Raw genomic sequence first — 15,039 nt, forward strand, 5'->3', positions numbered from 1 at the left:
AGTTCTCTCGCCAAGTGGGATCAAGAAGTCGGTAACAGGCTTTTCAGTGGCACGCTGGCGGCGGCCAGTTGCTCAGGTGCCAAGCGGATCTGTTCGGCAATGATGCGTTTGGCAAGCATGAATTCTGGAGGTCTATTGATCGTATCAGCGGCCAGCACAAGCCCGTCCTGCAGGTAGAAGGCACTAAACGAATCACTGTCCATTGAGCCGCGTATCACCAGTTGATCGTATCCTTGCGACAATCCAACCATTTTCAACTTCAGGTCATATTGATCGGACCAAAACCAGGGAACGACGTTATAGGGTTTGTGCTTGCCGCAGATCGCTGCCGCCGCGGTCCGCGCCTGCTCCAATGCGTTTGGCACGGATTCCAGGCGCAAGCGTCGACCCAGCGAAGCATTGGGATGGTTCGTGCAATCACCTGCCGCGTAAATATCCGGATCGCTGGTTTGCGCGTGATCGTTGACCAGGATTCCATTGTCGACCGCCAGTTCAGCTTCTTCCGCTAGTTCGGTGTTGGGAATCAGGCCAATCCCTACCACCACTAAATCCGCTGGTACCCGGGTGCCATCGGCACACAGTACAGCCGACACTGCATCGCCGGAACCATCCATTTCCAGACCACTGACCTGTACACCCGTCCGAATTTCGACGCCGGCTTCACGATGTTTGCGTTCGTAATAGGCTGAGAGTTCTGGAGCGGTGACCCGCGCCAATACTCTGGGAAAAGCTTCCAGCACAGTCACTTTGAGGTGTGCTTTGATTGCTACGGCTGCGACCTCCAGACCAATGTAACCACCCCCCACGATGACCAGTCTCATGTTCGGCTCAAATTGACGCCGCATGGCATCGACATCAGCCATCGTCCGCAAATAGTGAAAGTTACCCGATTGCGCGGCAAGCACCGATTGAGGAACCTGTAAAGGGCGTGGGCGGCCGCCGGTGGTCAGTACAAGTTTGTCGTATCGAATCAGTTCGCCGTTGGCTAATTCGACTTTTTTGGTTTGTCGATCAATACGCAGCACACGCATGTCACTGATAATTTCGACGTTGGCTTTTTGGTAAGTGGCTGGGGGTTTGATCAACAGGCTTTCCGCAGTCGCTGATCCGGACAGGTAGGTCTTGGAAAGAGGAGGGCGGTGATAGGGCAAGTGTGGCTCTTCACCGATCAAAATTATCCGCCCGTTCCAACCATTGTCGCGCAGACTGGTGGCCAATTCTCCGGCTGCATGACCGGCGCCGATGATCACGGCTGTACGATAGATTTCTTCAGTCATTGTTCACCTGACCTGTGGCGACTGCCTGGCGCACTGCAGACGCGGCTATTGTTATACTATTTTATGAACGCTGTTGCGTATACTGAATGCTACTGTAGGTGACTGTCAAACGCCTTTGGTGCAGTTCGACGTGCCGGCGCAGGCGTTGGAGGATCAAGACTTCGGTCTTGTTTTCCAACCTTTCAGCATCTATTCCGAGTTGGAAACGATACGCGGCTCAAGCGCAAATAATTCTTCTACTCGCTGCTTGCGGGCACAGATATCTGTGATTATAGTGAACGTAATTCGTATATGTGAATGATGTTTGCACGTGCTGGCGAGGAACACCCGATGAAGGTTCGAGTATCGAATTCTAGCGTTGTTGTCGTGAGTGCACACCGGTACCTGATGCAATCCGGAGACAATAATAATGGGTGAACAGTTGATTTTTGAAGCGTTCGACCACCCTCTCTTCCACCCTTTCCCGGAAGGTGCGTTGATGGCTAACGATCGCTTTGGCCTCTACACCAAAATCTCTGAAACGCGTTCCCAAAGCCTCTCAACGCTGAATACGCCAGGTCTTTTTGGATTTTTCACAAAGCCCTTTTGCCTCATACCAATATGGCTGACGGCATTCACGCATCGCTCTAACCATGCCATGGTCAACGTAGCCATGACGGACCTTTGAAGAGTTAAACCCAATGAAAGAATTCGACTACATCATCGTCGGTGCAGGCTCGGCTGGCTGCGTATTGGCCAACCGGCTCTCCGAGCAGCCTCAAAACAGCGTTCTTTTGATCGAGGCTGGACCGGAGGACCGCAATCCGCTAATCCATATGCCCAAAGGATTCGGGAAACTCATGTCAGATCCCAAGTACACCTGGTTTCTCCCGGTGACGACTGATCAACATGCCGGACGTAGTACTGAAATTTGGGTGCGGGGTAAAATGCTCGGCGGTTCAAGTGCCAGCAATGGCATGGTTTATATGCGCGGTCACCCACAGGACTACGATGACTGGGAAGCCAACGGCGCCACCGGCTGGGGCTGGAGCAGCATGGCGAAGGCATTTCGCAGTATCGAGAACCATGCGCTGGGCGAGAGCGAGTTGCGTGGTGGCAAAGGCCCGTTGAAAGTGTCCATCTATGGCGACCGCAATGCTCTGGGCGATGCGGTGGTCAACGCCTGCAAGGGGCTCGGTCTAAAGTTTAAGGACGATATCAACGGTCTTGACCACGAAGGTGTGGCCTATCTGACGTACACGATCAGTGGCGGAGTCCGGCAGAGTGCTGCGAAGGCTTTTCTCAGCCCGGTTCGTCGGCGCAGCAACCTTACTATCGTCACTGATACGCAGGCGCGACGAGTGTTGTTCGACGGCACGCGAGCTGTCGGCGTCGAGTGTCTACGCAATGGAACTCTGGTGTCTTACACCGCACGCCGAGAGGTTATCCTCAGTGCTGGGGCACTGGAAACGCCACGCCTGTTGCAACTCTCGGGAGTAGGAGACACAGCGCATTTGACAGGGTTGGGCGTTCCCGTAGTTGCGCACAATCCAAATGTCGGGCGTAACATGCGTGAACACTTGCTGTACTTCCTTCAGGTGCGCCTTCGCCATTGGCGCGACAGCCAAAACCGCGAGTTTAGCGGTATCCGCTTGATCAAAAATGCTTTGCGTTACTTTCTCACTAAAACCGGTCTGATGGCGTTGGGATCGTATCAGATTGGCGGCTTCTTCAAAAGCCGTCCAGGATTGGATCGTCCAGACGCGCAGTTAATGATGGCGCCGTACTCGCTGGACTTTTCTTCGCCCACTTATGGGTTTGATCCGTTCCCTGGCATGCAGTTATTTACCTACGCACTTCGTCCTCGCAGTCTCGGAAGCGTACAAATCACCTCGTCGGATCCAGCTCAGCCGGCACAAATTGTCACCAACTACCTGACTGATCCTTATGATTGCGAAGTATCCGTAGCAGCGTTCCGCTTCATGCGCAAAGTCGTCAACAGCACGTCGATGAGTCACATGGTATTGGAAGAAACGCACCCGGGTCCAAAGGTGCAGACAGACGAGGAGATTGTCGCTGAGTTCCGACGTCGGGGCCAGTCCGGGTTCCACGCTTGTTCAACCTGCGCCATGGGCTCGGGTGAAGCGTCGGTCCTGGATCCACGGCTGCGGGTCCGGGGAGTTCAGGGGTTGCGTGTCATGGACTTGTCGGTGATTCCGACAATGGTTTCAGGTAATACCAATGGTCCAATGATGGCAATGGCGTGGCGTGCGGCAGATCTGATCATCGAGGATGCACGATGAGCCGATTTGAGGACTATGCACGGCGCTTCCAGAATATTCGCCTGGAATGCAGGGGGGGCATTGTGCAGTTGGCAGTACATAGTGATGGACGCGCTCTGACGTGGGGCGCGCTTGATGGCAGCGTTCACACGCAGTTGGGAGATTGCTTCAAGGAAATTTCCCGTGACCCCGATGTTCGCGTACTGATCATCACCGGCACGGGAGACGCGTTTTGCGCGGCGATGAATATGGCCGAGATGCCGAGTGAGCCAATGTCCCAGGGCTGGCACCGCTTGCAGCGTGAAGGCAAGGATTTGCTGATGAACCTGCTGGATATCGAGGTTCCGGTGATTGGGGCTATCAATGGGCCGGCTTACATACACGCTGAAATTCCGCTGCTGTCGGACATTGTATTGGCCAGCGACACTGCTGAACTTGCCGACTTGGCGCACTTTGTGTGCGGAGTCGTGCCCGGCGATGGCGTGCAAGTGGTGTGGCCCATGCTGCTGGGCCCCAATCGAGGGCGTTACTTTCTCTTGACTGGCCAGCGCTTGAGCGCGACTGAAGCTCTGGCACTCGGGGTTGTAGCCGAGGTTTTGCCGGCTGACAAACTGTTGGCCCGGGCTTGGGAGTTGGCCGAACAGATGGCCAGTAAACCTATGAATACCTTGCGCTATACCCGCGTTGCGTTTACCCAGCCGATCAAACGTCGGCTCCTGGATGAGTTGGGCTACGGCCTGGCGATGGAAGGGCTTGCTACGATCGCTATCACGCATTGACGGCCTCAACAGCGATGGTGTGTTGGCTCATGCTTTGGATTCGCGCGTCCAGGCCGAATGACCCTTACACAGAGGGGGAACGTAAACAGCAACCACGGCCGACATGACCATGATTGCTGTATGTGTCAGTACTTCTTGAAATCGACGCTGATGCGATCACCCAGGTCAGGGAAACGATTGATCGGCCGGCTACCATGATCGGGTGCCGTCTCGCCCCACGCGAACCAGACGTCCGGCTCTCGAGTGTCGCCGACGCGACGCCAGCGGCCATCCACCTGTGGGTTCTTCAACGTCCCTAAGCCCACCAGACGGCCTTTAGGGTCTGGCACAAACTCCCAGTCTTCGCCGAAGGCACTATAGCGGATACCCTCCTGCCAGTAGCCATTGGAACCGAAATCAACTTCTCCCGTTACGTCGTAGGTGAAGCGTACTTCCCCCTTTTCGTTGGTGAGGATGGCGAAGCCGAACTGGTCATTACCCAGCGTAAAGTGTCCGGCATCAATGCTACCGTCCTTGTAGCGAGTGGCCCAAGTGTACCAGACCAGCTCAAGCTTTTCCTGGACCAACGCGTCCTTGCTCTTGTAAATCTCCCCACCTTCGTACATGTAAATGGGGTCGAAGCCGATCATGCCACGGACCTTCTTGCCCAGAATGACCCCTTCCATTTCGAAAATATTGGCGACGTAGTACATGCCTGCATCGGCGCCGGGTAAGTACCAATGCATACCGGGGTTCACCAGTGTGCCGCGGATATCCATGACACCTTCTTCTTGCCAGCTACAATCCTCTGGGCTCCATGTGACATGAAAAGGATTGCCTGCCAGTTCGGGATCGCTGCGCCAATGAACATGGTTGTTTTCGAGGGTGCACCGGCAGTTGTCATTGGGTACCGAGTCACGACCGGCTGGGTGCATGTGCATGCCGTCATCATGACCGGAGGTGGTCAATAGATAAAACCGTCGACGTGAATCTTTGGCGGCGCCAGGCAATCCCGCAGGTATCCGGCGCATGGCGGTGTAAATTTCGCCGTCCTCGTCACGAAAAGTACCCCAAAGGTAGAGCGCTTCGGGAGGCATGCCGAAATAAGAGCGATCCGACATCATGTCTTCGAGGGTGGGTTCGAAAGCGCTGGCAAGCGGCTGCCACCCAAAGTCGCCACGGCGTGGTCGAGTGATAGTTCCCATGTTTATGTTTTTCCTTGTCTTTGTTGTTGGAAGAGGTTGGGTTTCCTTGGCCGCAAGGGTCAGTCAAATAAATTATAGAGACCTCTTTTTTGTTGCAAATACTTTTCGCAGCTGCAGTTGTTCGCCACCGTGAGATTTGTTTAATCGTCAGTATGTGTATCGCTTGTGCATTGATTTGTATTGGTTTTAAAATCAAAGATCACCTGCTATGTGAATAATATTTTTTATCGTTACATGTAACGTATTTGGTGGACATTTTGCCCAAAACAGCTGCTGAACGAGTTGCCAATTACCGAGCTAGGAAAAAAACTGAAGGGATGACGACGCTTTCTTTGCTCGTGCCTGTGGGCGATGTGGATCTTTTCAATGAGTTCGCTGCCCATCGGCGTAGCCAGCATCGCGAAGCCGTCGACCTCCACAATCCTACGAGACGCTGTTCGTCGATGATCGAAAGGCTGACGCCTGGACTGAGTCAGCAGCCCATGGAGAAGGGTGATGCCCCGAAACTCAGGCAAGGCCATGCCGAAATATTGGTCAGCACGATTATTCAGCGTATAGCCAAACTCGGCTGGCCGGTGGGTATGCCGTTGGGATCGGAAGCAGAATTGATGAAGACGTATAAGGTCAGTCGTGCAGTATTGCGACAGGCAATTAGGCTACTTGCGCATGACTCAATTGCGAGAGTGCAGAGGGGGGCAGGGGGCGGACTTATTGTCGCGCGTCCTGATTTTCAGGCAACCACCCGAGCGATCAAGGTCTACCTGGAATACGCTAAAATTGGCCCTGGTGAGATTTATGCAACGCGCAAAACTTTAGAATTGGCAACTCTTGATAACGTGATTGAGTGCCTGGATTTAGCGGGCGAGCAACGTCTGCGTGAACAGATCGCAATCGAAGTGACGTTGGATGGTCATGCCGGGACCGACGAACTGCTGCGGTTTCATTTTTTGCTTGGCGAGTTAAATGGTGACATAGCCTTACGCTTGTTCACTGGTGTGGTGTTGCAATTGGCTGACGAGCACTCGACGTTCCATTCGCGCTCGTTTCAAGACCGAAACGCAATTGTGGAAAGAGTGAAGCAATTGCATGCCAGCATCGCCGAAGCGCTAATCGCCCGAGATAAAGAAAAGGCAATTGCACTCATGGCGCACTACATTGGCGGTATAAAAAACTGGCTCGCTTAGTAGTTTCCTAGTGATCAAGTGGAGCTTGCAGAGACGGAGTGAAAACATCAGTTATCAGTCCGCCCCCAGCTTTTTCCAAAGCTGAAGAATTTCGGACTTGCGGGGTTCAAAATGTCGGTAAAGCATGATTTTCAAGTCGACACTGGGGAAGTGCTTGATATGTTTTAATTCTTTATTGTCTAGCTCTCTCTTCACAAGTCTTGATGGAAGCCACGCCATCCCCGCGCCTTTGACGACCATTGCTTTAATGCTCTCTGTGAGGGCAGTTTCATAAATCAAATTGAACTTAACAAGGTTCATTATTTTGGAGAGGCATTCTTGTTGGATAACTCGCCCGAAAAAGGCTTCAGCAGTAAATCCTATTAAGTTGATCTCCTGTATGTCCTCAATATGATCACCGTAAATAGTGCTGTCGGCACACACCGGGATCAATTGTTCAACGCCAACTTGTATACCGATAACATCTTTCCTGTCGAGCTCGTGTAGTAGGTTGAGTGCGGAATAGCAAAGAAGCAAATCGCTTCGTTCTGCCAGAAAAGACTCCATGCAGTCGTGCAAGTCACTGGCATTGACTTTTAAAGTCTTTTCTCCGGTGGCGAGCATGAGTGTTTCATACCATTGAGGGATGAACGATACACTCAATGAATGTTGTGTGGACATTACAAGCGCATGTTCTTGATTGCTATCGACTTGAAAGCGCGCGCGGATTTCGTAAAGGTTATTTAGAATCTCGCGCATTGGAACAAGCATTTCTACCCCAAGCTCAGTCAACTTTGTCGGAAAGGCGTTCCTATCTACCAGGCAGCCCCCAAGCCAGTTTTCCAGCGATCTTACACGACGACTAAATGCAGGTTGCGTTACAAAACGTGATTCAGCTGCTTTTGTGAAGCTTCCATGCTCCGATAGCGCTATGAAGTCCTCTAACCACTTAATATCCATCTTTTTTGCACCTAAATAGTGAACGGTGAGGGCCATGCAAAAAACTAACCGAGACCAGCCAGAACAGCATTGGCCAGCATTTTCAGAATAGCCTATCTTCAACACAATTCTCCACACAACAAGGTATACGGTCATGCATCTGTCCCGCTTTCCTCGAATTCGTTTCGCTCATTTGTCGACACCCCTTGAGCCCATGGAAAATCTGAGTAAACACCTCGGAGGCCCGAAAATTTGGATCAAGCGTGATGATTGCACAGGCCTTGCTGGCGGTGGGAATAAAACTCGAAAATTGGAATTCTTAATGGGAGATGCAGTACATAAAGGTGCTGATACGATCATTACCCAAGGGGCTACACAGTCCAACCATGCGCGCCAAACTGCAGCCATCGCCGCTAAGATGGGCATGCAATGTCATATTTTGCTGGAGGATCGTACCGGCAGTGACGACGTCGAATACAACTACAACGGTAATGTAATGCTCGATCAGCTGTTTGGTGCGTCGCTGAGTAAATATCAAGCTGATACTGACATGAATAAGGCCATGGCTGACCTGGCTGAGAAACTTCGAGGTGAGGGTAAAAAGCCCTACATTATCCCTGGTGGCGGTTCGAACGTAGTCGGCGCGCTGGGGTATGTCAACGCAGCTTTGGAGCTCTTAGGCCAAGCAAAAGACATGGGGCTCAAGATTGACCACGTTGTTCACGCTACCGGCAGCACGGGCACGCAGGCGGGCTTGGTCACAGGATTCGTTGGTAGCAATAGCTTGATCCCGGTACTGGGTATTGGTGTACGCGCTGCCCGCGAGGCACAAGAAGCGAACGTTTTCAAACTTGCAGAACAAACGGCTGAATACCTTGGCATTGCGGGTGTCGTCAAGCGCGAACATGTAGTCGCTAATTGTAATTACGTGGGCAGTGGGTACGGCATACCGACACCAGATGGCATCGAGGCAATCGAGTTGTTTGCACGCTGCGAGTCTATTTTGTTGGACCCTGTCTATTCAGCGAAGGGCGCAGCCGGGATGATTGATTTAATCATCAAGGGTGAGTTTGACAAGGCTGAAAACATTGTCTTCGTGCACACCGGTGGCAGCCAAGCTCTTTTTGGATACCGCAACGCTTTTGATTTTCCTAAATATCGCTAAATACCCCGTCGAGAAGGATGCGGTTAACGCATCTTTCTTTGCTGCCGAATAAATAAGTGGGTAGGTGAAGGTCAACGCGTTGCGTCAGGGCTAAGCCAAACTCTACTCGGTGAGCGTTGCTAAACCAATTGAGTGCCTTCGACGGTTGGAGTGGTGCATGGCCTTTATATCAATATCGTCTTCGAAATCTTATGTGTTTAGTCTGGTTGATACTGTCAAGCAGGTGCTGCCCGGGTTATTCCTTTGTGTCATGGTTGCCACGTCTGCTGTGTTCGTGTCGGAACACTACAATGGTCCCACTATTTTATATGCGCTTATATTCGGGATGGCGTTAAATTACCTCTCGTCAGAAGGACGTTGCGTACCTGGTATTCAATTTACTGGCAAAACGCTTCTGCGACTTGGCATTGCATTACTGGGTGCAAAAATCACGATGGATCAGCTGTCTAGCCTTGGCTTAATGCCTGTCATGATCGCTATGAGTGTTGTTCCTTTGACAATCGCATCTGGATACATTTCTGGTCGACTGCTGAAGCTTGATACGACGCAGAGTATTCTTTCTGGATCAGCTGTTGGCATATGTGGAGCTTCAGCAGCCCTGGCAGTATCAACCGTTCTGCCTGCCAGGGAGCATTCAGAAAAAGAACTGGTTTTTACCGTAATTTCAGTAACGGCGCTGAGTACCATTGCAATGGTGGCTTATCCTATGATTGCCTCCGTGCTGAAACTTAATGCCACTGAAAGTGGAATATTTTTAGGAGCGACGATTCACGACGTGGCACAAGTGGTCGGGGCTGGCTACATGATCTCAAGTGACACTGGCGATATCGCGACGTTCACAAAACTGCTGCGAGTCGCCATGTTAGTGCCGGTAGTTGCAATCATATCACTCGTCGTCGCACGCCAGAATAATCGTTCTAAAGGCCAAGCTGCCAAGCTTACGCTTCTTCCAGGGTTTCTCGTTGCGTTTATCTGCATCATGCTATTTAACAGCCTGGGCTATATTCCAGCGCCTGGTGTGAAATGGATGGGTGAAATCTCGCGCTGGTGCCTTATTGTCGCGATGGTTGCATTGGGCATGAAAGCCTCGCTGAAGGAGCTAATGTCAGTAGGATGGCGACCCATGGTTCATGTCGTTCTTCAAACCGTGTGTCTGGCTGTATTTGTCGCCACGTGGATTCTGATGGCTCGTTAATTCTGCAACTCGAGAGCGTGGAGCTTAAAATGAGTAATAAAATAGTGGGCGTTATCGGTGGTATGGGGCCGGAGGCGACGGTCGATCTGATGGGGAAAGTTATATCCCTGACGCCCGCAAAAGACGATTCTGACCATATAAGGATGCTGGTTGATTGTAATCCACAGATTCCATCCAGAATAAAAGCACTTGTCGAGAAAACGGGTGATAGTCCGGCAGCGACAATGATCAATATGGCAAAGAGCTTAGAGGCTTTCGGTGCGGATTTTTTGGTGATCCCGTGCAATACAGCACACTATTACCATGCCGAGGTAGCAGGAGCTATTGATATTCCGGTGCTCAATATGCTTGAGGTTACGGTTGAGCATATATTGGAAAAGCACACTTCAGCTCAGAAAGTTGGAGTGTTGGCTTCTACCGCTGTCATCCAATTAAAGTTATATGAAAAAATTCTAGTAAGGCACGCTGTTGAGGTCTTAGCACCTGCGCCTGCTGAACAAAAGAAAATTATGGATTCCATTCGTCAAATCAAAGCGGGGGTTAAAACTTCGCTGGTGTTAAAGCCGCTAATGGATGCCATTTCTTTTTACGAAGCACAAGGTGCTGATTGCATTGTTATTGCATGTACCGAGATCTCTGTCGTCGCTGCCGATTTGAAAAGTAATGTAAGTCTATATGACGCGTCTTACTTGCTAGCGACGAAAATTGTGTCCGTAGCAAAAACCTGATCGATAGATTTTAAGGAGCGCAACCACAGCATTGTTTTTTCTACCAGCTTATCAGCATCTGTCTGTACGACTCGTTAAGGCGTGGCAGATAGCAAAGCGCTATCGGCCACATTGGCGTCTAAAATAACAAAATTGCTATCGAGGGAATATGAAAAATAAAAATCTCCCACGCCGAATCATGTTGGCTATTGGTCTTGGTATATTGGTTGGTTGGCTTCTTAATGAGTTTTCCGCTGATAAAGTGGCAGCGGCTCAAATAGCGGGCTACTTAAATTTAGTGACCGATATATTCTTGCGAATGATAAAAATGATCATCGCGCCATTGGTGTTCGCGACGTTGGTGTGCGGAATAACCAGTATTGGGAGTTCGAAATCAATAGGTCGTATCGGTTTACGATCGATGATTTGGTTTTTTAGCGCGTCAGTAATATCGTTAACGCTGGGCATGCTTCTGGTCAATGTTTTTCAACCAGGCGCAGGTATGAATCTCGCCATTCCGGGCACTTCCGTAGCCGTTGTTGAAACGGCCGGATTTAGCCTTAAAGGCTTGGTAGGTCATGTATTTCCTCGCAGTATAATTGAAGCCATGAGCAACAATGAAATTTTACAAATTGTGGTGTTTTCGATCTTTTTTGGATTTGCGCTTTCGCATATAAAAAAGGCAGGATTTAGTTCAATTTCGAACTCGCTGGAAGAGCTTGTAAAGGTGATGTTTAAAATAACCGATTATGTGATGCTATTTGCACCTATTGGAGTTTTCAGTGCAATTGCAAGCGTCATTACTACCCAAGGACTTAGCCTTCTAGCCGACTATGGGCGATTGATAGGGCAGTTCTATATCGGCATTGCCATACTTTGGTTGATTATTTTCAGTGTGGGCTATTTCTTTTTAGGAAAGTCAGTCTTTACCCTGGGCAAGCTAGTCAGAGAACCTGTGTTGCTGGCATTTTCGACAGCCAGCAGTGAATCTGCCTATCCTAAAACCATCGAAGCACTGGAGAAGTTTGGGGCCTCTAAACGAGTCATCAGCTTTGTTCTTCCATTGGGTTATACCTTCAACCTTGATGGCGCGATGATGTATCAGGCGTTTGCGATTATGTTTATCGCACAAGCCTATAATATTGATTTGAGCTTCACTCAGCAGTTTTTGATACTACTGACTTTAATGTTGACTAGTAAAGGCGTGGCAGGTGTTGCCCGGGCTTCGGTTGTCGTGGTGGCGGCAGCGTTACCCATGTTCAATCTTCCAGAAGCAGGGCTGCTATTAATCATCGCCATTGACCAGTTCCTGGACATGGGGCGAACGGCTACAAACGTAGTGGGTAACTGTGTAGCGACAGCCGTCATTGCCAAAACCGAGGATAAAGAGGAAGAAAATATGCCCCAACAGGATAACTTGGTACTTCATGCTCCGGCCAGAGAAGTCACCTAAAAATCTCCGCACTAGCCCTCAATGCTAACCAAAAATTGCAGGGCTATTCTGAGTCGATGAGGGGTGTGTCATCCAGTGTGCTGATCCAGTGGTGGATGCAAGTCATCTGCTACTGATATCACTGTGTGAACGCTTTTATCGGGTGCAGAGAGATTTGTACTGCTGCACTGTGCAACCACCAAACCAACGAACATTATCCCGACGCCGATAGCACGTCCCAGGTTGATGGGCTTAGCGGTCAACCCCAGCAATCCGAAATGATCGAGAAGCATCGCGGCAATCATCTGCCCCGCGATGACACAAACGATGAAACTTGCAGCGCCAATTTTTGGCAGAAGCGCCAGTGAGGTTGCGACATAAATTGCGCCGGTGATCCCTCCGATCCACATCCACCAAGGGCCTTGGAGGGCGTTTGAGAGAGATGGCAGACGTAAGCGAAAAGCGAACGCCACTATCAACAGTGCAAAAAAACCTATGAATAGTGCTGCAGCGGCCCCCCACAATGGGTTTCCAAGAACTCGGCCAAGGGTACCGCCGCTTGCTGCCTGGACAGGAATTAGCGCTCCTGCCATCAACGCCATCACCAATGGTACAAATGCTAACAGTGCTGTTTTACTGAACATCGTCGTCTCCGTTAACGCTTTTATGTACTCGTCAATGCTCGCTCATATGCTAAGCTTATGAAAATCGTTTGCGTGCACATGAGTTATTCGCCTGATGGATGAACTTCGCCGTATTGACCTGAACTTGCTGCTGGCGCTACATGCGCTGCTGATCGAAAAGCACGTCACGCGGGCTTCTGTTCGGCTTCACAGAAGCCAGCCGGCGGTGAGCCATGCCCTTGCACAGCTTCGAGCCCACTTCAACGACCCGCTTTTGGTTCGGCGCGATGGCCAGATGAATTTAACGGCACGAGCGCAGTCGCTGGTCAAGCCCCTGCAGGACGCTCTGAACAGCCTCAACGGGTTACTCAGTGCAGCAGACTTTGATCCATCTATTGCAAAGCGGCGATTCAGACTTTCACTATCTGATTACGCGTCGCGGATCATTTTGCCCTCGCTAATGACGTACATTCGCAAGCAAGCTCCCGGTGTCGACATTGCAATTAGCCAGGCGAGTCGAGAAACAATGGTCGGCCAGTTACTGGATGGTGAGCTCGATTTGGCGCTTGGGATATTTCCTGTACTACCCGTTGAGATCGCCACACAGGAGCTTTTTCACGAGGGATTCGTGAGCATCGCCGATAAAGGCTCACTGCCCCCAAAAGGTATTCTGTCTTTGGACGACTGGCTATCGCGGCCACATGTCATGGTCGCGATGCGCCCTGATGCGACGGATGAGATTGAGCGTGCTTTGAGCTCACAGGGACTGGAGCGACGCATCGCATTAGCGCTTCCACATTGGAGCGCAGCCGTTGAAGTACTGCCTGGGACTGATCTGATTCTTACCGTAGCAAAACGCGCAGCAGCGTCATTAAAGCAGCTCAAAACCTTACGTCAGTTTGATCCCCCGATTTCCATTCCTAGCTTCTCGTATCAACAGGCATGGCACACGAGAAAAGACAGTGACCCCGCTCACTGCTGGCTGCGCCAAGCTATGCTCACGGCTAGCCAACCCTGATTGGGTTGCTAGATCTGATCGTTATTTCCGACCAGGTCGATCTGGTTTTCATCTGGATCAAAACAGCAAACTGACCACCCTCCAGTCTCGCTCGCGTATCTTAGGGTAGGGTTATCAGCGGGCGACCATAAGCTGCTTAATCGAGTGATCAGACCAGGCATATCAGAGGGTTTTACGTTCAGAGAGAAGCCTCTGATGTTGCAACTTTGCTCTTTTGTGGTAGGCCCCATCCGACGTCCTAGCGCCCCATGGAAGTCGATAAGTAGGATGCTTTGAGCGCCCAGAGTCAGGCAAACCATGCGCGAATCTATGTTAAGGCCTTTTTCGCAGCAGCCAAACGACTAGGTGTAGAAATGGAGGCAGTGCTCGAGATTGTTTACGTGAGGAATGATTGGATCTATCTGCTTGAGGTCGGCCTGCTTCATCAAAGCTCCCCTTTTGAGCGCACCGAAATGCGACTGTTAACGCAAACGGCTTGAGCTCTTCCAGTGAGTGGATGCTCAAGCCGCTGCAGGGTGAAACGATCAAATTACGAGATCATTTCACTTTGTCGAAAAGCTGCGGTGTTTCACCGGAGAAATCAACCCAAGCATTCGTGTTGAGCAGACCCGAGTGCGCGACGCTCGCCTCTTCGAAGCGGATAGTGAAGCTCTCCGGGCCGTGAGCATAGGCGACGATGATGCCCTCCAACGGCTCCATGTAACCCGCGTGCATTGTGATGCCAGGATAGCTCAGGCGCACGGCTGGCCCCTCTGGGTTGATCTCATTCACCGTCAGGCGAGCGAGCACACCATCGGGGAGCACGTACATCCAGGTAAACGCGCCTCCAGATACAACGGTCATCACCTCGTCAATACCCGCACCATTGTCAGATGTGTTCACATGCAGGCGGCCATAACGATTGAGTGCCCAGTTGCGCATGTCGGACGTGAGGGTCTTCATGTCGTAGATTTTTGGATACGGAGCAGTGTCACCCTCCCGAGTACCCAAGTAACCACCACGATGTACTTCTGGAGTGCGGCCTGCGAGCTCAATTTGCTCCAGCAAATCCGCACGATTCATTGCGAAAATCGAAAGGAGCTCATTCTGTTCCTCTTCGGTAGTCGCACGAGTCAGCGACGCCTTGAGGATTGGCTTGGCCTCATCGGGAATTGCGATTGTGCTGGCACGTACACCGACGCTACGCAGGACGGCATTGACGTTTTCGATACCTTCCACGTTTGGACGGCCATCGCTGAACTGAAGTTTTACGAAGTTCATCTTTGTTTCTCCTTACTACGTTACGGGAGGTTGATG

Annotated in this window: 14 protein-coding genes; 9 read left to right on the top strand and 5 right to left on the bottom strand. The window is 51.1% G+C overall.

The features are described 5' to 3' along the window. Positions 1–20 precede the first annotated feature (20 nt). A complete protein-coding gene (locus HGO40_RS02665) occupies positions 21–1,277 on the bottom strand; it encodes an NAD(P)/FAD-dependent oxidoreductase (RefSeq protein ID WP_250961774.1) in 1,257 nt (418 codons plus the stop codon). Positions 1,278–1,686: 409 nt separating this feature from the next. Between HGO40_RS02665 and HGO40_RS02670 the strand changes: the two genes are divergently transcribed. The 3 genes from HGO40_RS02670 to HGO40_RS02680 are packed head-to-tail and all read left to right on the top strand — an operon-like array spanning position 1,687 to position 4,317. After that, positions 1,687–1,944 carry a hypothetical protein gene (locus HGO40_RS02670; protein ID WP_250961775.1) on the top strand — a complete coding sequence of 86 codons (258 nt, stop codon included), beginning with the start codon at positions 1,687–1,689 and terminating at the stop codon, positions 1,942–1,944. A 13-nt stretch (positions 1,945–1,957) separates the two neighbouring features. Then, positions 1,958–3,559 (top strand): GMC family oxidoreductase, encoded by a 1,602-nt coding sequence (locus tag HGO40_RS02675; protein WP_250961776.1) that lies wholly within the window; start codon positions 1,958–1,960, stop codon positions 3,557–3,559. Next, positions 3,556–4,317 carry an enoyl-CoA hydratase/isomerase family protein gene (locus tag HGO40_RS02680; RefSeq protein ID WP_250961777.1) on the top strand — a complete coding sequence of 254 codons (762 nt, stop codon included), beginning with the start codon at positions 3,556–3,558 and terminating at the stop codon, positions 4,315–4,317. The genes HGO40_RS02675 and HGO40_RS02680 overlap by 4 nt, the downstream gene beginning before the upstream one ends. Before the next feature lie 125 nt (positions 4,318–4,442). Here HGO40_RS02680 and HGO40_RS02685 read toward each other — a convergent pair whose 3' ends face one another. Beyond that, complete coding sequence (locus HGO40_RS02685; protein WP_250961778.1) at positions 4,443–5,501, bottom strand: hypothetical protein; 1,059 nt, start codon at positions 5,499–5,501, stop codon at positions 4,443–4,445. Between the two features lie 248 nt (positions 5,502–5,749). Here HGO40_RS02685 and HGO40_RS02690 point away from each other — a divergent pair, with 248 nt between their 5' ends. Next, a complete protein-coding gene (locus HGO40_RS02690; protein WP_250961779.1) occupies positions 5,750–6,685 on the top strand; it encodes a FadR/GntR family transcriptional regulator in 936 nt (311 codons plus the stop codon). 54 nt (positions 6,686–6,739) lie between these two features. Here HGO40_RS02690 and HGO40_RS02695 read toward each other — a convergent pair whose 3' ends face one another. Beyond that, entirely contained in the window at positions 6,740–7,759 is a 1,020-nt protein-coding gene (locus HGO40_RS02695; RefSeq protein WP_250961780.1) for a LysR family transcriptional regulator, read from the bottom strand. Between HGO40_RS02695 and cuyA the strand changes: the two genes are divergently transcribed. The 4 genes from cuyA to HGO40_RS02715 all read left to right on the top strand — a co-directional run bounded on the left by cuyA (position 7,758) and on the right by HGO40_RS02715 (position 12,123). Continuing rightward, positions 7,758–8,768, top strand: coding sequence for a D-cysteate sulfo-lyase (cuyA, locus tag HGO40_RS02700; RefSeq protein WP_250961781.1), 1,011 nt, complete (start codon positions 7,758–7,760; stop codon positions 8,766–8,768). The two genes, HGO40_RS02695 and cuyA, sit on opposite strands and share 2 nt — an antisense overlap. A 157-nt stretch (positions 8,769–8,925) precedes the next feature. Next, entirely contained in the window at positions 8,926–9,963 is a 1,038-nt protein-coding gene (locus tag HGO40_RS02705) for a YeiH family protein (RefSeq protein ID WP_250961782.1), read from the top strand. Positions 9,964–9,992: 29 nt separating this feature from the next. Continuing rightward, the gene (gene cuyB / locus HGO40_RS02710; protein WP_250961783.1) at positions 9,993–10,691 is read left to right on the top strand and encodes a cysteate racemase; all 699 of its coding nucleotides are present in this window, start codon (positions 9,993–9,995) and stop codon (positions 10,689–10,691) included. Between the two features lie 148 nt (positions 10,692–10,839). After that, positions 10,840–12,123 (top strand): dicarboxylate/amino acid:cation symporter, encoded by a 1,284-nt coding sequence (locus HGO40_RS02715; protein ID WP_250961784.1) that lies wholly within the window; start codon positions 10,840–10,842, stop codon positions 12,121–12,123. 68 nt (positions 12,124–12,191) lie between these two features. Here HGO40_RS02715 and HGO40_RS02720 read toward each other — a convergent pair whose 3' ends face one another. Continuing rightward, positions 12,192–12,746 (bottom strand): DMT family transporter, encoded by a 555-nt coding sequence (locus HGO40_RS02720; protein WP_250961785.1) that lies wholly within the window; start codon positions 12,744–12,746, stop codon positions 12,192–12,194. 94 nt (positions 12,747–12,840) lie between these two features. Between HGO40_RS02720 and HGO40_RS02725 the strand changes: the two genes are divergently transcribed. Beyond that, on the top strand, positions 12,841–13,743 hold the full coding sequence (locus tag HGO40_RS02725; RefSeq protein WP_250961786.1) for a LysR family transcriptional regulator: 903 nt from the start codon (positions 12,841–12,843) through the stop codon (positions 13,741–13,743). 537 nt (positions 13,744–14,280) lie between these two features. Here the strand turns inward: HGO40_RS02725 and HGO40_RS02730 are convergent. Next, positions 14,281–15,003 carry a hypothetical protein gene (locus HGO40_RS02730; protein WP_250961787.1) on the bottom strand — a complete coding sequence of 241 codons (723 nt, stop codon included), beginning with the start codon at positions 15,001–15,003 and terminating at the stop codon, positions 14,281–14,283. Positions 15,004–15,039 lie beyond the last annotated feature (36 nt).

The organism is Pseudomonas sp. CG7, assembly GCF_023701885.1.
Classification (GTDB): domain Bacteria; phylum Pseudomonadota; class Gammaproteobacteria; order Pseudomonadales; family Pseudomonadaceae; genus Aquipseudomonas; species Aquipseudomonas zanjanensis.